The sequence below is a fragment of the Streptomyces phaeoluteigriseus genome, from assembly GCF_001896135.2.
GTDB classification, from domain to species: Bacteria; Actinomycetota; Actinomycetes; order Streptomycetales; family Streptomycetaceae; genus Streptomyces; species Streptomyces phaeoluteigriseus.
In genome coordinates this window covers 332,276-356,388 of record NZ_MPOH02000011.1, presented here as the reverse complement: position 1 = coordinate 356,388, position 24,113 = coordinate 332,276, and the positions used below count along the sequence as shown (strand labels likewise).

General features: G+C 72.4%; 15 protein-coding genes and 3 pseudogenes. 11 read left to right on the top strand and 7 right to left on the bottom strand.

What is annotated here, in order from left to right; translation table 11 throughout:
- Positions 1-802: 802 nt before the first annotated feature.
- The 3 genes from BM536_RS12705 to BM536_RS12695 all read right to left on the bottom strand — a co-directional run bounded on the left by BM536_RS12705 (position 803) and on the right by BM536_RS12695 (position 4,225).
- Positions 803-3,067, bottom strand: coding sequence for a heavy metal translocating P-type ATPase (locus BM536_RS12705; protein ID WP_094102938.1), 2,265 nt, complete (start codon positions 3,065-3,067; stop codon positions 803-805).
- An 83-nt stretch (positions 3,068-3,150) separates the two neighbouring features.
- Positions 3,151-3,390 (bottom strand): heavy-metal-associated domain-containing protein, encoded by a 240-nt coding sequence (locus tag BM536_RS12700; RefSeq protein WP_073490760.1) that lies wholly within the window; start codon positions 3,388-3,390, stop codon positions 3,151-3,153.
- A 163-nt stretch (positions 3,391-3,553) separates the two neighbouring features.
- Complete coding sequence (locus BM536_RS12695; RefSeq protein ID WP_073490762.1) at positions 3,554-4,225, bottom strand: TetR/AcrR family transcriptional regulator; 672 nt, start codon at positions 4,223-4,225, stop codon at positions 3,554-3,556.
- A gap of 175 nt (positions 4,226-4,400) precedes the next feature.
- Here BM536_RS12695 and BM536_RS12690 point away from each other — a divergent pair, with 175 nt between their 5' ends.
- Together BM536_RS12690 and BM536_RS12685 are read left to right on the top strand one after the other, a co-directional pair.
- A complete protein-coding gene (locus BM536_RS12690) occupies positions 4,401-6,632 on the top strand; it encodes an MMPL family transporter (protein ID WP_094102937.1) in 2,232 nt (743 codons plus the stop codon).
- 92 nt (positions 6,633-6,724) lie between these two features.
- Positions 6,725-7,767, top strand: a pseudogene (locus BM536_RS12685) (zinc-dependent alcohol dehydrogenase family protein).
- On the opposite strand, the gene BM536_RS12680 reads toward BM536_RS12685, so the two are convergent.
- From BM536_RS12680 to BM536_RS12670, 3 genes are all read right to left on the bottom strand, one after another.
- A complete protein-coding gene (locus BM536_RS12680) occupies positions 7,748-8,389 on the bottom strand; it encodes a GNAT family N-acetyltransferase (RefSeq protein WP_079274850.1) in 642 nt (213 codons plus the stop codon). The pseudogene BM536_RS12685 and the gene BM536_RS12680 sit on opposite strands and share 20 nt — an antisense overlap.
- A 57-nt stretch (positions 8,390-8,446) precedes the next feature.
- Entirely contained in the window at positions 8,447-8,647 is a 201-nt protein-coding gene (locus tag BM536_RS12675) for a helix-turn-helix transcriptional regulator (RefSeq protein ID WP_073490764.1), read from the bottom strand.
- 236 nt (positions 8,648-8,883) lie between these two features.
- A complete protein-coding gene (locus tag BM536_RS12670) occupies positions 8,884-9,801 on the bottom strand; it encodes a sugar phosphate isomerase/epimerase family protein (RefSeq protein ID WP_073490766.1) in 918 nt (305 codons plus the stop codon).
- Between the two features lie 124 nt (positions 9,802-9,925).
- Between BM536_RS12670 and iolC the strand changes: the two genes are divergently transcribed.
- The 5 genes and pseudogenes from iolC (at position 9,926) to mmsA (ending at position 16,123) form a co-directional block, all read left to right on the top strand.
- Positions 9,926-10,876: a 5-dehydro-2-deoxygluconokinase gene (gene iolC / locus BM536_RS12665; RefSeq protein WP_073490768.1), complete on the top strand. Its 951-nt coding sequence runs from the start codon at positions 9,926-9,928 to the stop codon at positions 10,874-10,876.
- A gap of 128 nt (positions 10,877-11,004) precedes the next feature.
- Complete coding sequence (locus BM536_RS12660) at positions 11,005-11,832, top strand: Cgl0159 family (beta/alpha)8-fold protein (RefSeq protein WP_094103115.1); 828 nt, start codon at positions 11,005-11,007, stop codon at positions 11,830-11,832.
- A gap of 79 nt (positions 11,833-11,911) precedes the next feature.
- Positions 11,912-12,733, top strand: coding sequence for a 5-deoxy-glucuronate isomerase (gene iolB, locus BM536_RS12655; protein WP_073490853.1), 822 nt, complete (start codon positions 11,912-11,914; stop codon positions 12,731-12,733).
- Entirely contained in the window at positions 12,730-14,607 is a 1,878-nt protein-coding gene (iolD, locus tag BM536_RS12650; protein WP_073490770.1) for a 3D-(3,5/4)-trihydroxycyclohexane-1,2-dione acylhydrolase (decyclizing), read from the top strand. The genes iolB and iolD overlap by 4 nt, the downstream gene beginning before the upstream one ends.
- 14 nt (positions 14,608-14,621) lie before the next feature.
- Positions 14,622-16,123: pseudogene (gene mmsA, locus BM536_RS12645) on the top strand (CoA-acylating methylmalonate-semialdehyde dehydrogenase).
- A gap of 58 nt (positions 16,124-16,181) precedes the next feature.
- Here mmsA and BM536_RS12640 read toward each other — a convergent pair.
- Positions 16,182-17,009 (bottom strand): SCO4651 family lipoprotein, encoded by an 828-nt coding sequence (locus tag BM536_RS12640; protein WP_073490772.1) that lies wholly within the window; start codon positions 17,007-17,009, stop codon positions 16,182-16,184.
- Positions 17,010-17,343: 334 nt separating this feature from the next.
- On the opposite strand from BM536_RS12640, the gene BM536_RS12635 reads away from it, so the two are divergent.
- The 4 genes and pseudogenes from BM536_RS12635 (at position 17,344) to BM536_RS12620 (ending at position 24,067) form a co-directional block, all read left to right on the top strand.
- Complete coding sequence (locus tag BM536_RS12635) at positions 17,344-18,756, top strand: APC family permease (protein WP_073490774.1); 1,413 nt, start codon at positions 17,344-17,346, stop codon at positions 18,754-18,756.
- Positions 18,757-18,867: 111 nt separating this feature from the next.
- A pseudogene (locus BM536_RS12630) lies at positions 18,868-21,497 on the top strand (CocE/NonD family hydrolase).
- Complete coding sequence (locus tag BM536_RS12625; RefSeq protein WP_073490775.1) at positions 21,494-22,387, top strand: ABC transporter permease; 894 nt, start codon at positions 21,494-21,496, stop codon at positions 22,385-22,387. Before BM536_RS12630 ends, BM536_RS12625 begins: the two are co-directional and overlap by 4 nt.
- A 147-nt stretch (positions 22,388-22,534) precedes the next feature.
- A complete protein-coding gene (locus BM536_RS12620; RefSeq protein ID WP_094102936.1) occupies positions 22,535-24,067 on the top strand; it encodes a vWA domain-containing protein in 1,533 nt (510 codons plus the stop codon).
- Positions 24,068-24,113: the final 46 nt, after the last annotated feature.

The following is a 24,113-nucleotide window of genomic DNA, read 5'->3' as shown; positions in this document are numbered from 1 at the left end:
TCCCACCGGGCGCCCGCTGGGTCGGGCCGTTGAGGGGCGTGAAGGAGGGGCTGTCCGCAAGGGCAGCCCCGTGGTCGCCTCGTAGCGCGGTCGCCACTGCCGGGGTCACTTCGCACCGCGGTTGCCTCGTGCCGCGGTCACTCGTGCCGTGGTCACTCGCACCGCGGTCACCTCGTACTCGCGTGAGCGAGGCGGGAAGCGTCGGTTGGGCATGAAGAAGGCGCCCTGGTGCGTCGGTCCCCCCACGGGCCGACGACCAGGGCGCCTTCCCATGTCCCGGTGCGGATTCCCCCCACGGGATCCGGCCGGGCGTCTGGAGGACACAGCGCCTGAATTCGCTGATGCCATATGTGATTGTTCGTTCCGCGGCGGGAGTTGAGCAGAACGAGCAGAACTCGCCGTACCCCCGCCATGTGTGCGATCTGCCGGGACAGTGCACGCTGGGAGGGCCGCTCAAAGCTTCCCGGTGTGACTGCCCCGGCAACGCATCTCTGGAGAAGTCCCCCAAGACATCTCCAGATGTCAGTCGGCGCCCCCCAAGACGCTTCCTGACATCGTCAACTTAGACCGTCGGACCCCTTCGATGGTTACGTTCACGTCACTGTGATCTGTGTCTCTTGCATATGTCCCGTTACCTACGCAAGAGCCCGGATACAGCGATCGGGGCCCAAGCGTAAGGATGATGCGCGAGCCTTGTGAAGAGCTTATGTGAGGCGCGCGCCGGACTCCAGGGGGGCTGTTGTCTCGACTTGGCCCTAACCGCCGGTAACTTCCGGGTACTTCGCCCACGTCGGCGGAACGGTCAGCGAAATGTCCGCAGCCGCAAGCTGTTCGTCACCACGAAGACGGACGAGAAGGCCATCGCCGCTCCGGCCAGCATCGGGTTGAGCAGTCCGCCCGCGGCCAGCGGCAGCGCGGCCACGTTGTAGCCGAAGGCCCACACCAGGTTGCCCTTGATCGTGGCCAGGGTCCGCCGGGAGAGCCGGATCGCGTCCGCCGCGACCCGCAGATCCCCGCGGACCAGCGTCAGATCGCCGGCCTCGATCGCCGCGTCCGTGCCCGTGCCCATCGCCAGGCCCAGGTCGGCGGTGGCCAGCGCGGCGGCGTCGTTGACCCCGTCACCGACCATGGCGACGACCCGTCCCTCGGCCTGGAGCCGCTTCACGACGGCGACCTTGTCCTCGGGCAGCACCTCGGCGACCACCTCGTCGATGCCGACCTCCGCCGCCACCGCCTCGGCCACCGTCCGGTTGTCCCCGGTCAGCAGCACCGGTGCGAGCCCGAGCGCACGCAGCTCCCGTACGGCCTCGGCGCTGGTCTCCCTGACCGCGTCGGCGACGGCGAGCACCCCGCGTACCGCCCCGTCCCACCCGACGACGACCGCGGTACGACCGCGGCGCTCGGCCTCGTCCCTGGCGCGCGCCAGATCGGGCGGGAGGTCGTCGAAGAGCCGGCCCACGGCCACCTCGTGACTCTCCACGCGCCCGCGTACCCCCCGCCCCGGCACGTTCTCGAAGTGCTCGGCCGGCGGCAGTCGTCCGGCGCGCTCCTCGGCGCCCGCGGCGACCGCTCGGGCGACCGGGTGCTCGGAGGCGTGCTCCAGGGCGCCCGCGAGCCGCAGCAACTCCCGCTCGTCGGTGCCCTCGGCGGCGTACACCTCCTGGAGGGTCATCCGGCCGGTGGTGACGGTGCCGGTCTTGTCGAGGACGACGGTGTCGACCCGGCGGGTGTTCTCCAGGACCTCCGGGCCCTTGATGAGGATGCCGAGCTGGGCTCCGCGGCCGGTGCCGACCATGAGCGCGGTCGGTGTCGCGAGGCCCAGGGCGCACGGGCAGGCGATGATCAGGACCGCGACGGCCGCCGTGAACGCGGCGACCGTGTCGCCGGTCAGGCCGAGCCAGGCGCCGAAGGTGGCGGCGGCGATCAGCAGGACGACGGGGACGAAGACCGCGGCGACCCGGTCGGCCAGCCGCTGCACCTCCGCCTTGCCGCTCTGCGCGTCCTCGACGAGCCGGGCCATGCGGGCGAGCCGGGTGTCCGCGCCGATCCGGGTCGCCTCGACGACGAGCCGGCCGCCGGCGTTCACGGTCGCGCCGGTGACGGCGTCGCCGGGGCCGACGTCCAACGGCACCGACTCGCCGGTCAGCATGGAGACGTCGACGGCGGAGGCTCCCTCGACGACGGTGCCGTCGGTGGCGATCTTCTCGCCGGGCCGGACGACGAACCGGTCCCCGACCGCCAGCCGGTCCACGGGGATCCGGTTCTCCCGCCCCTCCCGCAGGACGGTCACGTCCTTGGTGCCCAGTTCCATGAGCGCCCTGAGCGCGGCTCCCGCACGCCGCTTGGAGCGGGCCTCCAGATAGCGGCCGAGGAGGATGAACGCGGTGACACCCGCGGCGACCTCGAGATAGATCGTGGAGGCGCCGTCGGCGCGCGAGACGGTCAGCTCGAAGGGGTGCCGCATGCCGGGCATGCCCGCGTCGCCGAGGAACAGCGCCCACAGCGACCAGCCGAACGCGGCCAGGGTGCCGACGGAGACCAGCGTGTCCATGGTGGCGGCGCCGTGCCGCAGGTTCGTCCAGGCCGCCCGGTGGAAGGGCAGTCCGCCCCAGACGACGACGGGCGCGGCGAGGGTCAGCGACAGCCACTGCCAGTTGTCGAACTGGAGGGCCGGGATCATCGCCGGCAGGACGACGGGCGCGGCGAGCACGGCGCAGACGAGGAGGCGGTGGCGCAGCGCCGACAGTTCGGGGTGGGCGGACGGCTCGGCCGGTACGGCCTCGGCGGTCGGGGCCGGGGGCGCGGGCTCCTCGGCGGTGTAGCCGGTCCTCACGACGGTCGCGATCAGGTCGGCGACCTCCACCTCGGCGGGGTGGCTGATCCGTGCCTTCTCGGTCGCGTAGTTGACCGTCGCGGTGACGCCGTCCATGCGGTTGAGCTTCTTCTCCACGCGGGCCGCGCAGGAGGCGCAGGTCATTCCGCCGATGAGCAGCTCGACCTCGGAGGTTGCGGAGGCTTCGGAGGGCTTGGCGGCGGCGGTCGGGGCCGGGGTGGTGGTGCTGGACATGTCCGTGACTCCAGGGAGCGGAACGGGCCGTGCCCGACCAGTGTCCACCGGTCGGCCACGGCCCGAAGCCGGGAGGGTGCGGCTCAGGCGCGGCCGACCAGCTCGAAACCGGCCTCGTCGACCGCGGCGCGCACGGCCTCGTCGTCCAGCGCCGCGGCGGAGACGACGGTCACCTCGCCGGTGGAGGCGACGGCCTTCACCGAGGTGACGCCGGAGATCCCGGAGATCTCGCCGGAGACGGCGCCCTCGCAGTGGCCGCAGCTCATGCCGCTCACCTGGTAGACGGCGGTGACGGTTCCGGCAGTGTCCGTGTGGGCGGTCATCTCGTTACTCCTCGTCGAGGCAGGTGGGCTGCGGGGCCGGCCCGAGGGTTCGGCCCGAGGGGTGGCCCGAGGGCTTGGCCGGCGGGGGCCGGCCGGCAGGCCTCGGCCGGTCGGGACCGGCCGAAGCCCCACGAGGGGCCTCCACCGCACCCACAGTATACCCCTAGGGGGTACGTGGCGAAGACGCCTCTTCGCGGCCGGGTCGCTCACCGACCAGCGGTTCCAGATAGCGCACGAGGACGTTCTTCAGCTCTTGGACGTAGGCCTCCCGCTCGGCGCCCTCGTGGCCGAGGGTCAGCTCCAGGCCCGCCTTGTACAGGCCCAGGCACATCCGGGAGGTGCGGGCGAGGTCGGCCGGGGAGGTGTCGGGCAGCAGTGAGGAGAGCAGGGCCTCGACCCGGGCGAGCAGTGTGGTGTGCAGCGCGTCGTGCTCCTCGGCGATACGGCCGGGGACGTCGGGGCCGTGCATCAGGGCGAAGAACACGGGGTGCTCGCAGTTGAAGGCGATGAAGCGGTCGACGGCGGAGCCGACGGCCTCCTCCAGCGGGGTGGCGGGGTCGACCGGGGCGAGCGCCTCGCCGTAGGCGTCGCGCATCTGGTGCATGAGCCGGTCGCCCAGCTCGATCGCGATCGCTTCCTTGTTCGGGAAGAACTGGTAGAGCGTGCCCGGCGAGACGCCGGCCTCGCGGGCGATGGCGTTGGTGCTCGCGGCCGTGTAGCCGGTGGTGCAGAAGACCGAGGCGGCGGCTTCGAGGAGTTGGGCGATCCGGCGCTCGCCGCGGGCCTGGCGGCGGCGCGGCTGTTCCTTCGCCTGGTTCTCGGCGGTGTCGGGCACGAGTTATCCCCAGCTCTCCGAACGCGATTGACAAAAGCGAGAGGTCGCTCGCATTCTGGTCCCAGTGAAACGCGAGCGAGGTCTCGTGTTTGCCATTCTATGGCAGTGGTGACCCATGGTGCCTGCTCATGCCGGCACAGGTCACGTCGAATCATGGTGAAGGGGACACCGCACGATGACCGAAGTCGACAGCCCGCCGCGCGTCGGAGGCTGGACCCGATTCGTGACCGCCCGGCCCAGGCTGTCACTGCTCGCCGCCCTGGTGCTGACCGTGCTCGCGGTGCTGGCCGGCAGTGGGGCCGCCGACAAGCTGGGCAGCGGTGGCTGGGAGGACCCGGACGCCGAGTCCAGCTACGCGACCAAGGTCCTGGAGCGCGAGTTCCCCGACTCCCAGCCCAACCTGCTGCTGCTCGTCGACTCGGGCCGCATCTCCGTCGACGACCCGGCCGTGGCCGCCGAGGCCACCCGCCTCGCCGAGCGGCTGTCCGGCGAGAAGGGCGTCGTGGGCGTCGGCTCCTACTGGGGGACCCGGGCACCCGCCCTGCGCGCGGAGGACGGCCACGAGGCGGTGATCGCCGCCCGGATCACGGGCGACGAGAAGACCATGGGTGAGACCCTCGACCGCATCGCCCCCTCCTACCGCGGCACCCAGGGCCCGCTGGAGGTCAAGGTCGGCGGCATCGTCGCCGTGCGGCACGAGATGCAGACGATCATCCAGGAGGACCTCACCCGGGCCGAGATCATCGCCCTGCCGGTCACCCTGGTGCTGCTGGTGATGGTCTTCGGCAGCGCGGTCGCCGCCCTGCTGCCGCTCGGCGTCGGCATCGTCGCCATCCTGGGCACCAACGCCGTCCTCGGCGCCCTCACGGAGTTCACCGACGTCTCCGTGTTCGCGATGAACCTCACCACCGCCCTGGGCCTCGGCCTCGCCATCGACTACGCCCTGTTCATCGTCCGCCGCTTCCGCGAGGAACTGTCCGGCGGCGCCGACCCGGCCACCGCCATCGGCGCCACCCTGCGTACGGCCGGCCGCACCGTGCTGTTCTCCGCGCTCACGGTCGCGGTCTCCCTGGCCGCGATGCTCGTCTTCCCCCAGTACTTCCTGCGCTCCTTCGCCTACGCCGGCATAGCGGTCGTCCTGCTGGCCGCGGCTGCCGCGCTGGTCCTGCTCCCGGCTGCCCTGGTCCTCCTCGGCCACCGGGTCGACTCCCTCGACCTGCGCCGCCTGTTCCGGCGCGGCCGGACGAAGGGCGCCGCCCCCGGCACGGGGGACGGCACGGAGGACGGCAAGGCATGGGGACGCGCGGCGACCCTCGTCATGCGCCGCGCCCCCTTCTTCGCCCTGGGGACGACGGCCGTCCTCGTCCTGCTCGGACTGCCCTTCCTGGGCGTGAGGTTCGGCACCGCGGACGACCGCCAGCTGCCTTCCTCGGCCGAGTCCCACGTGGTGCAGCAGCACATCAGGGACGGCTTCCCCGGCACCCCCGGCGGCGGCCTGGAGATCCTCGCCGAGGGCAGGGCCACCCAGGCCGAGTACGCCGCCTACAAGGAGCGCGTCGCCGCCCTCCCGGACGTCGCGCGAGTGGACGGCCCGCTGGTGAACGGCGACTCGGCGTACTTCACGGTGCAGCCCGAGGGCGAGGCCGTCGACGACGCGGGCCAGCGCCTGGTGGGACACCTGCGTGCCACCGAGGCCCCCTTCGACACCAAGGTGACCGGCGCCGCCGCCGTCCTGGTCGACTCCAAGGACGCGATAGGCGACCAACTGCCCCTGGCGGCGGCCTTCATCACCGTGGTCACCCTGCTGTTGGTGTTCCTCCTGACCGGCAGTGTGCTGATACCGATCCAGGCCGTCCTGCTCAACGCGCTCAGTCTGACCGCGATGTTCGGCGCCGTGGTGTGGGTCTTCCAGGACGGCCACCTCTCCGGCCTGCTCGGCTTCACCAGCCCCGGCTCCATCGAGACGACCCTGCCGGTCCTGATGTTCTGCGTGGCCTTCGGCCTCTCCATGGACTACGGCGTGTTCCTGCTCTCCCGCATCAAGGAGGAGTACGACCACACCGGCGACCACGAACGGGCGGTCCGCCTGGGTCTCCAGCGCACGGGCGGTCTGATCACGGCGGCGGCGGTCATCCTGGCCGTGGTGATGGTCGCGATCGGCACCTCACGTGTCACCAACACCAAGATGCTCGGACTCGGCATCGCCCTCGCGGTGCTGATGGACGCGATGGTCGTCCGCAGCCTGCTGGTGCCGGCCGTCATGCGCCTCACCGGCAAGGCCACCTGGTGGGCCCCGGGCCCCCTGCGCCGCTTCCACCGACGCTTCGGCCTGAGCGAGGGTGGACCGGCTCCGGCCCCGGCCACCCGGCCGGACCCCGAGCGGGACACAGTGGGGGCGCGCGGTTAGGGGGCGGCCCCGGGACAGGGCTCTACCATTCGCGGTGATCGCCCCGGCCGGGGGCGGTCGGTGAGGGCGGGGACGGGGAGAAGGAGTCGCGCATGCGGGCTGTGGTGTTCGAGCGGTACGGGGAGCCGGCCGAGGTCCGGGAGGTGCCCGGACCGCGGCCCGCGGAGCACGGCGTGGTGGTCCGTGTCGAGGCCACCGGCCTGTGCCGCAGCGACTGGCACGGCTGGATGGGCCACGACCCGGACATCACCCTGCCGCACGTCCCGGGCCATGAACTCGCCGGAGTCGTCGAGGAGGTGGGCGCCCGGGTCGCCCGGTGGAGCCCCGGCGACCGGGTGACCGTGCCCTTCGTGTGCGGCTGCGGCAGCTGCCCGTCCTGCGTGGCGGGCGACCACCAGGTCTGCGAGCGCCAGACCCAGCCCGGCTTCACGCACTGGGGTTCCTTCGCCCAGTACGTGGCGCTGGACCACGCGGACGTGAACCTGGTCGCGATCCCCGGCGACCTGTCCTACGCCACCGCCGCAGCCCTCGGCTGCCGGTTCGCCACCGCGTTCCGGGCGGTCGTGCAGCAGGGCCGGGTCGCGGCGGGGGAGTGGGTGGCCGTGCACGGCTGCGGCGGGGTGGGCCTGTCCGCGGTGATGATCGCGGCCGCCTCGGGTGCTCGGGTGATCGCCGTGGACGTCTCCCCGAAGGCCCTGGACCTGGCACGGGCGTTCGGCGCCGCCGTGTGTGTGGACGCGCGGGACACCCCGGACACCGCGGCGGCGGTGCGGGAGCTGACCGGCGGCGGGGCGCACCTCTCCCTCGACGCCCTCGGCTCGCCCACCACCTGCGCTGCCTCGGTCAACGGCCTGCGTCGTCGCGGCCGGCACCTCCAGGTCGGCCTGCTGCCCTCCCCGGACGGCACGACACCCGTGCCCCTGGCCCGCGCCATCGCCCTGGAGCTGGAACTGCTCGGCAGCCACGGCATGGCGGCGCATACCTACCCCCCGATGCTGGAGCTGGTCCGCGCGGGAGTGCTCGGCCCGACCTGCTCGTCACCTCGACGATCACGCTGGACGCCGTACCGGACGCGCTCGCGGCGATGGGGTCGGCGCCCGGTGCCGGGGCCGTCGTCATCGAGCCGTGGCGGTGAGGGCGGCCCACTCCCGGTCCAGCAGCGCCATCAGCACCTCGTCCACCCAGCCCCCCTCCCGCGGCGCGGCCTCCCGGCGCACGCCCTCCACCACGAAGCCGACCTTCTCGTAGACGCGCCGGGCCCGGGGATTGTCGCCGTACAGCTCCAACTGGATCCGGTGCAGGCCCAGTTGTTCGAAACCGTGGCCGACGATCAGCCGGGTCGCCTCGGTGCCCAGGCCACGGCCGCGGCCCCGAGGTCCGATCAGGGTGCGGAAGGTGCAGGTGCGGGTGTACGGGTCGTACTCGTGCAGGACGACCTCGCCGACGAGTTCGCCGGTGGCCCGGTCGGTGACGGCGAGGTCGAGGCGGTCGGGCTGCGCGGAGCGCGTGGCGTACCAGGACCGCAGCCGGTCCACAGTGAGTTCGCCGTCCGGCGGGAAGGTGAAGCGGACCACCTCGGGGTCCCCGATGATCTCCCACATGACCTCGGCGTCCGCCTCGGTGAAGGGCCGCAGCACCGTCGTCTCCCCGGTGAGACGGGGTTTGACGGAGAAGCCGGAGACCGAGGAGACCGAGGGGGCAGGGGGGACGGAGGAGGCAGGGGGGACGGAGGAGTCGTGGGCGTCGCACAGGTCCATGGACAGCACTGTGCCCCACCCGGAGGCGGGGCACAGAAGGGTTTTTCCGGTGGGCGGTCAGTCCGCCCGGCGGCTCCGGTTGCCGGGCCGGGAGGCGACCCAGGCACGGACGGTGTCGGCGTACCAGTAGGGCTTTCCGCCCTCCACGTGATCGGGCGGGGGGAGCAGTCCGTGCTTGCGGTAGGACCGTACGGTGTCCGTCTGCACCCGGATGTGTGCCGCGATCTCCTTGTAGGACCAGAGCCCTCGGTCGGTCATGAGTCGCACCTCCCTGCGCGTGCGGGGGCGGCGGCCGGGAGGCCGCCGGGGGGAGCCCGGCGCTGCGCTGGTGATCACCAGGCCTGTGCCCGCTCAACGACGCGCGGTGACAGAGGGAGAGCGGCTGTTGACAGCGTGCGACACGTCAGCCGCGTACCTGCGACATCGGTGACGCAACGTCAACTTTTGTGACGCCGGTGACACAAACGCCCCAAAGGGGCGCCCGTGTCAGCGGGTCACGCCCCGCAGGACCGCAGGAACGCCCGAGTCCGCTGGGCGATGGGCAACGGCGTGTCGGGGGCACACGGGTACATGTCCTGCTCCACGATCGCGAACAGATCGACGTCCAGCTTCTGCGCGGCCTCCAGCACGGGCCCCAGCGCCGGCACCCCCGAGGGCGGCTCGCACATCACCCCGCGGGCGACTGCCGGCCCGAAGGGGACCTCCTGGGCCCGCACCTCCGCGAGGATCTCCGGGTCGACCTGCTTGAGGTGGAGGTACCCGATCCGCTCCCCGTACGTCTCGATCAGCTTGACGCTGTCGCCGCCGCAATACGCGTAGTGCCCGGTGTCGAGGCACAGGGACACGAGGTCGGAGTCGGTGCCGTCGAGGAACCGGACGACGTTCTCCTCGCTGTCGATGTGGGTGTCGGCGTGCGGGTGGACGACGATCTCCAGCCCGTACCGCTCCCGCACCTGCTTGCCGAGCCGCTCGGTCAGGGAGGTCAGGCTGCGCCACTGCTCGGGCGTGAGCGTGTCCGGCTCCAGCACCTCGCCGGTCTTGTCGTCCCGCCAGAAGGACGGGATGACCACGAGGTGCCGTGCTCCCATGGCCTGCGCGAGCGCCGCGTTGTCCGCGACGTGCGCCCAGGTCTTCTCCCACACGGCCTCGCCGTGATGCAGCCCCGTGAACACCGTGCCGGCCGACACCTTCAGGCCGCGCCTGGCGGTCTCCTCGGTGAGGACGGCGGGATCGGTCGGCAGGTACCCGTAGGGGCCGAGTTCGATCCACTCGTAGCCGGAGAGCGCGACCTCGTCGAGGAAACGCTGCCAGGGCACCTGCTGCGGGTCGTCCGGGAACCAGACGCCCCAGCTGTCGGGGGCCGAACCGACCCGGATGCGGGAAAGTGAGGGCTGAGGTGACAACGACGTCATGGCCGTCAGCGTGCTGGCTGGCCGCAGGGGTGTCAAGGGCTGGTCCGAATGTCTGGACAAAACATTGACAGGGTCCGCCGTACCGGGCTAGAAAGCCGTGGAGAGCCGATACGAAGGGAACTCGATGGCCTACGACCTGATCACCATGGGGCGGATCGGAGTGGACCTCTACCCGTTGCAGACGGGCGTGCCGCTGCCACAGGTCACGTCCTTCGGGAAGTTCCTCGGCGGATCGGCGACCAACGTCGCGGTCGCCGCCGCCCGCCTCGGCCGGGACACGGCGGTGATCACCCGCACCGGCGACGACCCCTTCGGCACCTACCTCCACGAGGCCCTGCGCGAGTTCGGCGTCGACGACCGCTGGGTGACCCCGGTCCCCGGCCTGCCGACCCCCGTCACCTTCTGCGAGGTCTTCCCGCCGGACGACTTCCCGCTCTACTTCTACCGCCGGCCCAAGGCACCCGACCTGGAGATCGACGCCCACGAACTCGATCTCGACGCCATCCGCGAGGCCCGCGTCTTCTGGGTCACCGGCACCGGCTTGAGCGAGGAGCCCAGCCGCACGGCGACGCTGGCGGCCCTCGCCCACCGTGCCGGGGCCGGCACCACGGTGTTCGACCTCGACTGGCGGCCCATGTTCTGGTCCGACCCGGACGCGGCCCGCCCCTTCTACGCCGAGGCCCTGAAACACACCACCGTCGCCGTCGGCAACCTGGACGAGGTGGAGGTCGCCACCGGGGTGCGCGACCCGCACGACGCCGCCCGCGCCCTCCTCGACGCCGGAGTCGAACTCGCCGTCGTCAAACAGGGCCCCAAGGGTGTGCTGGCCGTCAACAGCGCGGGTGACTCCGCCGAGGTCCCCCCGCTCCCCGTGAACGTCCTCAACGGCCTCGGGGCCGGCGACGCCTTCGGCGGCTCCCTCTGCCACGGCCTGCTCGCGGGCTGGGACCTGGAGAAGACCATGCGCCACGCCAACGCCGCCGGCGCCATCGTCGCCTCCCGCCTGGAGTGCTCCTCGGCCATGCCGACGCCCTCCGAGATCGAGGAAGCGCTCGCCGCCGGAGCGGTGCTGTGAGGGCGGACCGCGTGGGAGGAACCCCGCGCCAGGACACCGGCGCCGCCGGCGCGCCCGCGGGCGGTGCCGCCCTCACCACCGTCGACGTCTCCGCACTCGTCCGCCTCCGCACCCACCATCCGGAGGCCATCGCCGAGGCCGCCGCCCGCCGCACCCGTCGCCCGCTGCTCGACGAGACCGGCCGGCTGATGATCGTCGCCGCCGACCACCCGGCCCGCGGTGCCCTCGGTGTCGGCGACCGCAAGCTGGCCATGGCCAACCGCGCCGACCTGCTGGAACGCCTCTGCCTGGCGCTGAGCAGACCGGGTGTGGACGGCGTCCTGGCCACCGCGGACATCCTCGACGACCTCCTGCTCCTCGGCGCCCTCGACGGCAAGGTCGTCATGGGCTCGATGAACCGCGGCGGCCTCCAGGGCGCCCGCTTCGAACTCGACGACCGCTTCACCGGCCACCGCGCCGAGGACATCGAGCGTCTCGGTTTCGACGCGGGCAAGCTGCTCCTGCGGATCGACTACGACGACCCGGGCTCGCTCACCACCCTGGAGTCCACCGCCCGCGCGATCGACGACATGGCGGCCCGCGGACTGCCCCTCTTCGTCGAACCGTTCATCAGCCGCCGCACCCCGGAGGGAAGGCTGGGCAACGACCTCTCCGCCGAGGCCGTCACCAAGTCGATCGCCATCGCCTCCGGCCTGGGCGGCACCTCCGCCTACACCTGGCTGAAGGTCCCGGTCACCGACAACCCCGACGACATGGCCGAGGTCATGGCGACCTCCACACTCCCCGCCGTCCTGCTGGGCGGCGAGGTGGGCGACGACCAGGACGGGGCGTACGAGAAGTGGCGCGGGGCGCTGCAACTCCCCACCGTGCGCGGCCTGGTGGTCGGCCGTTCGCTGCTGTACCCGGCGGACGGCGATGTGACGGCCGCCGTGGACACCGCCGTGGGACTGCTGTGAACGCCGCGTGGACGGTGCGGCGCGCACGGACCGTGAGTGCCGCAGGGAGTGTGAGGGCCGCGTGAACAGTGAGGGCCGCATGAACGACGAGTTGTACATTCCGCGCGGCAGCACCGCCGACGCGGACCACGTGCTCGACATCGACCCCGTGCGGGCCGGCTGGACGCACAGCAGTCTGCGGATCGTCGAGCTGGCGCCGGGCGGCACCCACAGCTTCACCACCGGCGACAGCGAGTGGATCGTGCTTCCGCTGGAGGGCGGATGTACCGTGCGAACGGCGGATGAAGAGTTTCAACTCCTGGGCAGGGAGAGCGTTTTCGCGTCGGTAACCGACTTCGCGTACGTTCCCCGCGACGCCCGGGCCCAGATCGCCTCCGGCGCGGGAGGCCGCTTCGCCCTGGCAGGAGCGAAGTGCGAGCGTCAACTCCCCGCCCGCTACGGCCCCGCGCCGGAGGTCCCCGTCGAGGAACGCGGCAGCGGCAACTGCGCCCGCCTGGTGCGCAACTTCGCCTCCGCCGACGCCTTCGACTGCGCCAAGCTGATCGCCGTCGAGGTCATCACGCCCGGCGGCAACTGGTCCTCGTACCCGCCGCACAAGCACGACGAGCACCGGCCGGGCGAGGAGTCGGAGCTGGAGGAGATCTACTACTTCGAGATCGACGGACCGGGCGGCTTCGGCTACCAGCGCGTGTCCCCCTCGCGCGAGGGCGGCTCCGACGTCCTCGCCGAGGTCCGCTCGGGGGACGCCGTCCTCGTCCCCGACGGCTGGCACGGCCCGTCCATCGCCCAGCCCGGCCACGCCATGTACTACCTGAACGTCATGGCCGGACCCGGCGAGACCCGGGAGTGGCGGATCTGCTTCCACCCGGAGCACACAGCGACCACAGGGGGGTACCGATGACCACCAGGCTTACCGTGGCCCAGGCGCTGGTGCGGTTCCTCGCCGCCCAGTACACCGAGCGCGACGGCGAACGGCAGCGGCTGATCGGCGCGACCTGGGGCATCTTCGGCCACGGGAACGTCGCCGGCCTCGGCCAGGCGCTCGTCGAGTACGCCGACGAGATGCCGTACCACCAGGGCCGCAACGAGCAGTCGATGGTGCACGCGGCCGTCGGGTACGCCCGCCAGTCCAACCGGCTCTCCACGCACGCCGTGACGACGTCCATCGGCCCCGGCGCGACCAACCTGGTCACCGGAGCCGCCCTCGCCACCATCAACCACCTCCCCGTCCTCCTCCTCCCCGGCGACACCTTCGCGACCCGCGTCGCCGACCCCGTCCTCCAGCAACTGGAGGTCCCCCACGCGGGCGACGTGTCGGTCAACGACGCCCTGCGCCCGGTGTCGAGGTACTTCGACCGCGTCACCCGCCCCGAGGCCCTGATCCCGGCCGCCCTCCAGGCGATGCGGGTGCTGACCGACCCGGTGGAGACCGGCGCGGTCACCCTCGCGCTGCCCCAGGACGTCCAGGCGGAGGCCTACGACTGGCCCGACGCGTTCTTCGCCGAGCGCACCTGGGCCGTACGGCGTCCGGCCGCCGACCCCGCCGAACTGGCCGAGGCGGTCACCGCCATCCGCGCGGCGAAGCGCCCCCTGCTCATCGCGGGCGGCGGCGTCCACCACAGCCGTGCCGAGGAGGCCCTCGCCGAGTTCGCCGCGGCCACCGGCATCCCGGTCGCCTCCACCCAGGCCGGCAAGGGCTCCCTGCGCCACGACCACCCCCAGGACGTCGGCGGCGTCGGCCACACCGGCACGGCGACGGCGGACGAACTCGCCCGCACCGCCGACCTGGTGATCGGCGTCGGCACCCGCTACACCGACTTCACCACGGCCTCGCACACCCTCTTCGGCCACGGCGACGTCCGCTTCCTCAACCTCAACATCGCCCCCTACGACGGCCACAAGCTGGCCGGACTGCCGCTCGTCGCGGACGCCCGCAGCGGCCTCCAGGAGCTGACCCGGGCCCTCGGCACGCACGCCCACCGCGTCGCGGACGCGTACGTCGCCGAGTACGGCGAGGACAAGGAGCGCTGGGAGCAGCGCGTCGACGCCTGCTACGAGGCCGAGGAGCCCGACGTACGCCCGACGCAGCCGCAGGTGCTCGGGGCGCTGGACGCGATCGTCGACGAGTCGGACGTCATCATCAACGCCGCCGGTTCGCTCCCCGGCGACCTGCACAAGCTGTGGCGGGCCCGTTCCCGCGACCAGTACCACCTGGAGTACGGCTACTCCTGCATGGGCTACGAGATCCCGGCCGCGATCGGCGTGAAGCTCGCCGCGCCGGACCGGCCGGTGTGGGCGCTGGTCGGCGACGGCACCTATCTGATGATGCCGACGGAGATCGTCACGGCCGTGCAGGAGGGGATCGCGATAAAGATCCTGCTCGTGCAGAACCACGGCTACGCCTCCATCGGCGGTCTGTCGGAGGAGACCGGCGGCGAGCGCTACGGCACCGCCTACCGCTACCGGGCCGAGGACGGGACGTTCACCGGCGCCCCGCTCCCCGTCGACCTCGCCGCCAACGTGGCCAGCCTCGGCATGCGCGTGCTGCGCGCGAAGACCGTGCGCGACCTGCGGGCGGCGCTCGCCGAGGCGCGCGCCGCCGACACTCCCACTTGTGTCTACGTCGAGACCCAAACGGCAGACACAGTGTCGGGCGCGCCCCCGGCGCAGGCCTGGTGGGATGTACCCGTGGCCGAGACCGCGACCCGAGCGTCCGCGGTGAAGGCCCGTGAGCTGTACGAACGGCACGTCTCCACCCGACGCCGTCATCTGTGAAGGAGTACTCGGTCATGACGAAGATCGTCAACCACTGGATCGGCGGCAAGTCCGTCGAAGGCGCGTCGGGTACGTTCGGGCCGGTCACCGACCCGGCGACCGGCGCGGTCACCACCAAGGTCGCGTTCGCGACGTCGACGAGGTGGACGCCGCGGTCGCCGCCGCCAAGGACGCCTACGCCACCTGGGGCCGGTCCTCGCTGGCCAGGCGGACGGAGATCCTCTTCCGCTTCCGTGCCCTGCTCGACGCCAACCGCGACGCGATCGCCGAACTGATCACCGCCGAGCACGGCAAGGTCCACTCCGACGCGCTCGGCGAGGTCGCCCGCGGCCTGGAGATCGTGGACCTGGCCTGCGGCATCAACGTGCAGTTGAAGGGCGAGCTGTCCACGGAGGTCGCCGGCCGCGTCGACGTGGCCTCGATCCGGCAGCCGCTGGGCGTCGTCGCCGGCATCACGCCGTTCAACTTCCCGGCCATGGTGCCCATGTGGATGTTCCCCATGGCCATCGCCTGTGGCAACACGTTCGTGCTCAAGCCGTCCGAGAAGGACCCGTCCGCGTCCGTCAAGCTCGCCGAGCTGCTGGCGGAGGCCGGTCTGCCGGACGGCGTCTTCAACGTCGTCCACGGCGACAAGGTGGCCGTCGACCGACTCCTGGAGCACCCGGACGTCAAGGCCGTCTCCTTCGTCGGCTCGACCCCGATCGCCCGCCACATCCACACCACGGCCTCCGCGAACCACAAGCGGGTCCAGGCCCTGGGCGGCGCCAAGAACCACATGCTGGTCCTCCCGGACGCCGACCTGGACGCGGCGGCGGACGCGGCGGTCAGCGCGGCCTACGGCTCGGCCGGCGAGCGCTGCATGGCCATCTCGGCCGTCGTCGCGGTGGGCGCGATCGGCGACGAGCTGGTGGAGAAGATCCGCGAGCGCGCCGAGAAGATCAAGATCGGCCCCGGCAACGACCCGACCTCCGAGATGGGCCCGCTGATCACCGCCGTCCACCGCGACAAGGTGGCGTCGTACGTCGAGGGCGCGGCGGCCGAGGGCGCAGAGGTCGTCCTGGACGGCACCGGTTACACCGTCGACGGCTTCGAGGACGGCCACTGGATCGGCATCTCGCTGCTGGACAAGGTCCCCACCAGCGCCAAGGCCTACCAGGACGAGATCTTCGGCCCGGTCCTGTGCGTCCTGCGCGTGGACACCTACGACGAGGGCGTGGCGCTGATCAACGCGTCGCCCTTCGGCAACGGCACCGCGATCTTCACGCGGGACGGCGGCGCCGCCCGCCGCTTCCAGCTGGAGATCGAGGCCGGCATGGTCGGCGTGAACGTCCCGATCCCGGTCCCCGTCGGCTACCACAGCTTCGGCGGCTGGAAGGACTCCCTCTTCGGCGACCACCACATCTACGGCAACGACGGCACGCACTTCTACACCCGCGGCAAGGTCGTCACCACCCGCTGGCCGGACCCGGCCGACGCCCCGGCAGGCGTCGACCTGGGCTTCCCGCGCAACCACTGACCCGGCTGCCCCGGCGGTACGGTGCCCTGCTCCCACCCGGGGGCAGGGCACCGTCGTGTCACCCGGCGGCGCCGGCCTCCTCGAGCGCCTCGGTGAGGTCGCCGGTCTGCGCGGCCGGCGGTGCCTTCACCACGACGGTCCTGCCGAACTCGGCGAAGTCCATGGAGACCTTCATGGCGCCGAACTCCTGCACCATGCGGACCGGAAGGTCCTCCGCGTCCACCCAGACGTCCATCGTGATCGAGGTGGCACCCGAGTCCGTGAGGCCGCCGAAGGCATCCTTGAGCGAGCCCATCCGCTCCTGGTCGACGACGGCCCGGTAGTGGGTCGCGGTCTTCCCGTTCACCGTCTCGGAGCCGAGGTCCTCGACGTCCTTGGCGTACTTCAGGCCCTTCATGGAGGCCGATGGGCTGCCGTTGCTGCCGCTGAGGGCCTGCGAGCCCTGCTCGCCGAAGACGGCGGAGCTGTCGACCTTCATCCACTCCTTGCCCGCCAGGGGGCCGGTGGCCTGCGGGTCGACGTCGTAGTAGTACGCGCCGTCCACGAACAGCACCCGCATGGTCGGGGCGTCCTGGAGCTGCTGCATCTGCGCGGCCGCGGTGTCCATCCGGACGTCGAAGGCGTACCCGTCACCCCAGGAGTACGTGCCGTCCATCGCGACGGGCGTACCCGTGCCGATGTCGGTGGTCATCCTCACCTCGGCCGAGCCGAGCTGCTCGGTCCGGTCGGTCGCCCGCGTGAGCGCGGCCTTGATCTTCTCGGAGCTGTCGGCCACCTCGGCCGCCTTCTGCGCGGTGTCCCGGACCGGGTCCGAGCTGCACCCCGTCGCCGCCACCAGCGCCGCCGCCGTGAGCCCCACCCAGGCAGCGGTGTACTTGACCTTCATTCGTCCCCACCCCGTCCACTGTGAACCAGCTGTGCCAGCAGACTCTAGTGGCCCCCACCGACACGTCCGGATACCGGACGGCGGCACGTTTTTTCCCCACGGCGCCTACGGTTCCCGTACGGCCCACCGCCCCTCAGGGGCTTGCCCGTCACTGCCGAATACCTCCTCGCAACCCGTGTCGCGCAACGGATTCCGTAGATGAACACCTATTGACGCGGTGGTTTTCGTCGGGGTTCCATGCAGCGCCGGGAGCGGCCCGAACGAGTACCACCCAAGCCGCCGGAGGCGATAGCGCTCCCGACCGAACCTCGCCGCATCAGTCGATCGGAACCCCATGACCGACACGCTCCGCCCCGTACCGGCCGCCGTCGACGGCAGCGCCGTCCCCGACGGCCAGGACGGTCCCCAGAAGCTCAAGCGCTCCATCGGAGTGGTCGGCGGCACCCTGCTGACCCTGTCCTGCGTGACCCCCGCGTCCACGCTGTTCGTCGTCGTCCCCGACCTGTTCGGCTCGCTCGGCACCGCGACCGCCCTCACGATCGCGATCGGCTCCCTCCTCTGCGTCGCCGTCGCGTTCTGCTACTCGGAGCTGGGCACCCTCATCCCCAGCGCGGGCGGCGAGTACGCGATGGTCTCCACGATGGCCGGGCGACTGGCGGGCTGGCTGGTGTTCGTCCTCTCCCTCCTCGTCGTGATGATCGTCCCGCCGGTGATCGCGATGGGCACGGCCGACTACCTCGCCCCGATCGTCCACCTCGACCCGTCGCTGGCCGGCGCCGCGGTGATGCTGCTGGCCACCCTCGCCGGCCTGCTCGACCTGCGGGCCAACGCCTGGATCACCGGCGTCTTCCTGGTCCTGGAGGTCATCGCGGCGGCCGTCGTGGCGGTGCTGGGCTTCGCCCACAGCGAGCGCGGCGCGGGCAGCCTGGTCTCCCTGGAGGTCGCGGGCACGGACGGCCACGCCGACACCGTGACGGCCATGCTGATCGTCTCCGGCCTCGCCATCGCCCTCTTCGTCACCCAGGGCTTCTCCACCGCCGTCTACCTCTCCGAGGAACTGGAGAACCCGCGCCGCAACGTCGCCCGCACGGTCCTGGCCACCCTCGCCATCTCCACCGTGATCATCCTGGTCCCGGTCGTCGGCATCACCCTCGGCGCCTCCGACCTCACCGAGCTGACCGGCGGCGACATCGGCGCCATGGTGACCGCCTGGTCCAACTCGGCCGTCGGCACCTTCGTCAGCCTCTGCGTGGCCCTCGCCATCGTCAACGCGGGCATCGTCATGGTCATCCAGAACTCCCGCGTCCTGTTCGCCTCCGCCCGCGACAAGGCCTGGCCGCGGCCGGTCAACGCCGTCTTCTCCAAGCTCGGCCGCTTCGGCTCCCCGTGGGTCGCCACCCTCGCCGTCGGCGTCCCCGGCGCGCTGCTCTGCTTCGTCGACCTGGACACGCTGTACGGCGTCACCGGCGTCTCCGTGACCGGCATGTACCTGCTCGTCGCGATCGCCGCCCTGCTCGCCCGCCGCGGCGCCCACCGCCACACGCACGCCTGGCGCATGCCCCTGTGGCCCGTCGTCCCGGCCGTCCTGATCGCGGTCCTCGCCTACATCCTGACCCAGCAGGAAACCGTCCACCTCCTGTGGACCGGCGGCATCACCGCGGCGGCCACCCTCTACTGGGCGTTCTACCTCCGCCCCCGTCCCGGCACCCGCTGGCTGGTGTCGATCCCGGAGGACGCGCGGGACTGACCCGTACCGCGCCTGGTGTACGCCGACATCCCGCCGTACGCCTGTGGGAGGTGGGGCAGCTCGGTCTCCGGTCGACAACTTCCCGACAGTTTCACCCCGTACCGTTGACGCATGGATCTTCGACTGCGCGGACCGCGGCGGCCGCGGCGGATCATCGCCGCCGTGGCCGCCGTCGTCGTGCTCGCCGGCGCCGGCACCTGGACGGCCGTGGCCTCGGACGACGCACCCCCGGTGCACCGCGCCGACCAGGTCATGGCCGTCAACGGCGTGCGCCTGGCCACCTCGTACTTCACCTCCGGCGACTCCGGCCGCCGCCCCGCCGTCCTGCTCGGGCACGGCTTCGGTGGCACCAAGGAGGACGTCCGGGCGCAGGCGGAGAACCTCGCCGCCGACGGCTACGCGGTACTGACCTGGTCGGCGCGCGGCTTCGGCACATCCACCGGCAAGATCGGGCTGAACGACCCGAAGGGCGAGGTCGCCGACGTCTCGAAGCTGATCGACTGGCTGGCGAAGCAGCCGCAGGTCCAGCTCGACAAGGCCGGCGACCCCCGTGTGGGCATGGCCGGCGCCTCCTACGGCGGCGCGATCTCCCTGCTGTCGGCCGGACACGACGCCCGCGTCGACGCCATCGCCCCCGCGATCACCTACTGGAACCTCGCCGACGCCCTGTTCCCCGGCGGCGTGTTCAAGAAGCTGTGGACCGGCATCTTCTTCAACACCGGCGGTGGCTGCGCCCGGTTCGAGCCCGTGCTGTGCGCGATGTACGAGCGGGTCGCCGAGTCCGGCACCCCCGACGCGGCCGCCCGCGCCCTCCTGGAGGAGCGCTCCCCGTCCGCCGTCGGCGACCGCGTCAAGGTGCCCACGCTGCTGCTCCAGGGCCAGACCGACTCCCTCTTCACCCTCGCCCAGTCCGACGCCGCCGAGAAGGCGATCCGCGCCAACGGCGCCCCCGTCGACGTCGACTGGATCGCTGGCGGCCATGACGGCGGCGACCCGGAGGCGAGCCGCGTCCAGGCCCGCGTCACCTCCTGGTTCGACCGCTACCTGAAGGACGACAAGGGCGCCGACACCGGCCCCGCCTTCCGGATCACCCGCACCGGAGGCGTCGACTCCACCGACGGTGCCGCCCTCCTGCGCGGCGCGAGCGACGACACCTACCCCGGCCTGACCGGCGGCGACCGCTCGATCGCCCTCACCGGCCGCGAACAGTCCTTCGCCAACCCGCCCGGCGCCAGCCCGCCCGCCGTCTCCGCCCTGCCGGGGCTGGGCGGCGGCAGCCTCTCCCAGCTGTCCTCCCTCGGCGTCGGCGTCTCCCTCGACTTCCCCGGCCAGTTCGCCGCGTTCACCTCCGCCCCCGTCACCACGGACCTGCGCGTCACCGGCTCCCCGACGGCCACCCTCCACGTCAGGTCGACCAGCGAGGACGCCGTCCTGTTCGGCAAGGTCTACGACGTCGGCCCGGACGGCCGCCAACAGGTGCTGCCCTCCCAGCTCGTCGCCCCGATCCGCGTCGAGGGCGCCAGGTCCGGCAAGGACGTCACCCTCACCCTCCCGGCCATCGACCACGAGGTCGACAAGGGCCACCGGCTGCGCCTGGTCCTCGCCTCCACCGACCTCGGCTACGCCTCCCCGGCCGCCCCGGCGACGTACACCGTCTCCCTGAAGGGCGACCTCGAGGTGCCCACCGCCGCCGGCGTGAGCACCGCGGCCGCCCCGCTGCCGTCCTGGGTGTGGTGGCTGCCCCTCGCGGGCGCCGGCCTCGCCGTGGCGCTGCTGGTCACGGGCCGCCGCCGCACCGCGACGCCCGCCCCCGACCCGGAGCTGGCCGAAATCCCGCTCCAGATCACCGACCTGAGCAAGAAGTACGCGGGAGGCGACCGCTACAGCGTCCGCGACCTCTCCTTCCGTGTCGAGAAGGGCCAGGTGCTCGGCCTGCTCGGCCCGAACGGCGCCGGCAAGACGACCACCCTGCGCATGCTGATGGGCCTCATCAAGCCGGACGGCGGCGAGATCCGCGTCTTCGGCCACGCCATCCGCCCCGGCGCCCCCGTCCTCTCCCGCGTCGGCGCCTTCGTCGAGGGCGCCGGCTTCCTGCCGCACCTGTCCGGCCGGCAGAACCTGGAGCTGTACTGGCAGGCCACCGGCCGCCCGGCCGAGGACGCCCACCTCGACGAGGCCCTGGAGATCGCCGGCCTCGGCGACGCCCTCGCCCGCGCGGTGCGCACCTACTCGCAGGGCAGCGCCAGCGCCTGGCCATCGCCCAGGCCATGCTCGGCCTGCCCGACCTGCTCATCCTCGACGAACCGACCAACGGCCTCGACCCGCCCCAGATCCGCGAGATGCGCGAGGTGATGATCCGGTACGCCGCCGCCGGCCGCACGGTGATCGTCTCCAGCCACCTGCTGGCGGAGGTCGAACAGACCTGCACGCACCTCGTCGTCATGGACCGCGGCCGGCTCGTCCAGGCGGGACCGGTCGGCGTGATCGTCGGCTCCGGCGACACCCTCCTCGTCGGCACCGCCACGCCCGTGGAGGAGCCGCTCGCCGAGAAGGTGGCCGCGCTGCCCGGCGTCGTCTCCGCCGTCCGCACCGACGACGGACTCCTCGTCCGCCTCGACGCGGACGGCAGCGCCCAGCGCCTGGTCGCCGAGCTGGTGCGGCTCGACGTGCCCGTTCAGTCGGTCGGCCCGCACCGCCGTCTGGAAGACGCCTTCCTCACCCTGATCGGAGGCTCCGCATGAGCACGCTGACCGAGCCGGCCCAGCACACCGAGCCCCCCGTGCCCGTCGCCACCGCCTCCGGCTACCGCGCCTCGCGCACCCTGCCGCTGCGCGTCGAACTGGCCCGCCAGCTCAAGCGCCGCCGCACCCTCGTCATGGGCGCCATCCTCGGCGCGCTGCCGTTCGTCCTGGCCATCGCCTTCGCGATCGGCGGCGAACCCGGCGGTGAGGGCGGCAACCGCATCAACCTGATGGACACGGCCACCGCGTCCGGCGCCAACTTCGCCGCGGTCAACCTGTTCGTCTCCGCGGGCTTCCTGCTGGTCGTCCCGGTCGCCCTGTTCTGCGGCGACACCGTGGCCTCGGAGGCCAGCTGGGCCTCCCTGCGCTACCTCCTCGCCGCCCCCGTCCCGCGCGCCCGCCTGCTCTGGTCCAAGCTGGTCGTCGGACTCGGCCTGAGCCTCGCCGCGATGGTCCTGCTGCCCGTGGTCGCCCTCGTCGTCGGCACCGCCGCCTACGGCTGGGGCCCCCTGGAGATCCCCACCGGCGGCGCCCTGGACGCGGGCACCGCCGCCCAGCGGCTCGTCGTCATCGTGGGGTACGTCTTCGTGTCCCAACTGGTCACCGCCGGACTCGCGTTCTGGCTGTCGACGAAGACCGACGCCCCCCTCGGCGCGGTCGGCGGCGCGGTCGGCCTGACCATCGTCGGCAACGTCCTCGACGCCGTCACCGCCCTCGGCGACTGGCGCGACTTCCTGCCCGCGCACTGGCAGTTCGCCTGGGCCGACGCCATCCAGCCCACCCCCGAGTACTCCGGCATGATCCAGGGCACCGCCGTCTCGGTGACCTACGCCGTCGTCCTGTTCGCCCTGGCCTTCCGCGGTTTCGCCGGCAAGGACGTCGTCTCCTAGGTCTCGGGGAGATCACCCACCGGTCTCGGCGGGCCTCCGCCGTGGCTTCTTCGAGACCCATCCGCAACACCCCGTGCCGCACGTTCGGGCCCCCTGTGCCGTCACAGTCACGTACGTCGACGCCAACGACCACAGGGGGTACCACAGATGGAGACGACCCACCGCGTCCGAGGACTGCTGGCCGGCACGGCCGCCGCACTGCTGCTGCTCACCGGCTGCGGCGCCGGGGATCCGGGCAGCAGCACCGACAGCGCCGAGCGCAGCGGCGGCTTCCCGGCCCCCGCGGACGGCGACGGCCGCCACCAGGACCCGGACGAGTACGGGGACCAGGACCAGGACCAGCGGCGGGAACCGGCGCGGAACCACCTCTCCACCTTCGCCCTGGACGTCGACACCGCCTCCTACGGCTACGCCCGCCGCGCCCTCGCCGACGGCAACAGTCCCGACCCGTCGACGATCCGCCCCGAGGAGTTCGTCAACAGCTTCCGCCAGGACTACGAACGCCCCGACGGCAACGGCTTCTCGGTCACCGTCGACGGCGCCCGCACCGGCGAGGACTGGTCCCTGCTGCGCGTCGGCCTCGCCACCCGCACCGCGCCCCGGACCGGCGAACGCCCGCCCGCCGCCCTCACCTTCGTGATCGACATCTCCGGCTCGATGGCCGAACCGGGCCGCCTCGACCTCGCCAAGGAGTCCCTCGGCACGATGACCGACCGGCTGCGCGACGACGACTCCGTCGCCCTCGTCACCTTCAGCGGTGAGGCCGAGACCGTCCTGCCGATGACCCGTCTCGGCGACCGCCGCGGCCGTGTCCACGACGCCATCGAGGGCCTGGAGCCGACCGACTCCACCAACCTCGGCGCCGGCGTCGAGACCGGCTACGCCACCGCCGTGGAGGGCCTGCGCGAGGGCGCCACCAACCGGGTCGTCCTCGTCTCCGACGCCCTCGCCAACACCGGCGACACCGACGCGGACACCATCCTCGAACGCGTCGCGGGCGCCCGCCGCGACCACGGCATCACCCTCTTCGGCGTCGGCGTCGGCAGCGACTACGGCGACGCCCTGATGGAACGCCTCGCCGACAAGGGCGACGGCCACACCACCTACGTCTCGAACGACGGCGACGCCGAGAAGGTCTTCTGCGAGGAACTCCCCCGGCACATCGACCTGACCGCCCGCGACGCCAAGGCCCAGGTCGCCTTCGACCCGCGCACGGTCGAGGAGTTCCGCCTCGTCGGCTACGACAACCGCCGCGTCGCCGACGACGACTTCCGCGACGACAGCGTCGACGGCGGCGAGGTCGGTCCCGGCCACACCGTCACCGCCCTGTACGCCGTCCGCACCAGGCCGGGCGCCGAGGGCCACCTCGCCACCGCCACCGTCCGCTGGCTCGACCCCGCCACCCGCGCCCCGCACGAGGCCTCGGCCCGGTCGGAGACGGACGCCGTGCACGAGGACCTGACGAGCGCTCCCGTCCGCTTTCAGGTCGCCGCCACCGCCGCCTACTTCGCGGACGCCCTGCGCGGCGGCGGTGACGAGGGCTTCGGCACCCTGCCCGACGCCCCGTCCCTCACCGAACTCGGGAAGATCGCCCGGACCTTGGCGAAGCGGACCGAGGACCCGGAGGTGGGCCGCCTCGCCGACACGATCGACCTGGCCCGCCGGGACGGCGGCCGGTAGGACGCCGGTCCCCCCCCCGTCGGCCTGCCGGAGCGCGAGCCGGCGG

What these genes read in the sequence shown, in the direction of transcription:
- BM536_RS12705 (WP_094102938.1), bottom strand. Translation starts at nt 3,067, where the DNA reads ATGTCCAGCACCACCACCCCGGCCCCGACCGCCGCCGCCAAGCCCTCC.
- BM536_RS12700 (WP_073490760.1), bottom strand. Translation starts at nt 3,390, where the DNA reads ATGACCGCCCACACGGACACTGCCGGAACCGTCACCGCCGTCTACCAG.
- BM536_RS12690 (WP_094102937.1), top strand. Translation starts at nt 4,401, where the DNA reads ATGACCGAAGTCGACAGCCCGCCGCGCGTCGGAGGCTGGACCCGATTC.
- BM536_RS12680 (WP_079274850.1), bottom strand. Translation starts at nt 8,389, where the DNA reads ATGGACCTGTGCGACGCCCACGACTCCTCCGTCCCCCCTGCCTCCTCC.
- BM536_RS12675 (WP_073490764.1), bottom strand. Translation starts at nt 8,647, where the DNA reads ATGACCGACCGAGGGCTCTGGTCCTACAAGGAGATCGCGGCACACATC.
- BM536_RS12670 (WP_073490766.1), bottom strand. Translation starts at nt 9,801, where the DNA reads ATGACGTCGTTGTCACCTCAGCCCTCACTTTCCCGCATCCGGGTCGGT.
- iolC (WP_073490768.1), top strand. Translation starts at nt 9,926, where the DNA reads ATGGCCTACGACCTGATCACCATGGGGCGGATCGGAGTGGACCTCTAC.
- iolB (WP_073490853.1), top strand. Translation starts at nt 11,912, where the DNA reads ATGAACGACGAGTTGTACATTCCGCGCGGCAGCACCGCCGACGCGGAC.
- iolD (WP_073490770.1), top strand. Translation starts at nt 12,730, where the DNA reads ATGACCACCAGGCTTACCGTGGCCCAGGCGCTGGTGCGGTTCCTCGCC.
- BM536_RS12640 (WP_073490772.1), bottom strand. Translation starts at nt 17,009, where the DNA reads ATGAAGGTCAAGTACACCGCTGCCTGGGTGGGGCTCACGGCGGCGGCG.
- BM536_RS12635 (WP_073490774.1), top strand. Translation starts at nt 17,344, where the DNA reads ATGACCGACACGCTCCGCCCCGTACCGGCCGCCGTCGACGGCAGCGCC.
- BM536_RS12625 (WP_073490775.1), top strand. Translation starts at nt 21,494, where the DNA reads ATGAGCACGCTGACCGAGCCGGCCCAGCACACCGAGCCCCCCGTGCCC.
- BM536_RS12620 (WP_094102936.1), top strand. Translation starts at nt 22,535, where the DNA reads ATGGAGACGACCCACCGCGTCCGAGGACTGCTGGCCGGCACGGCCGCC.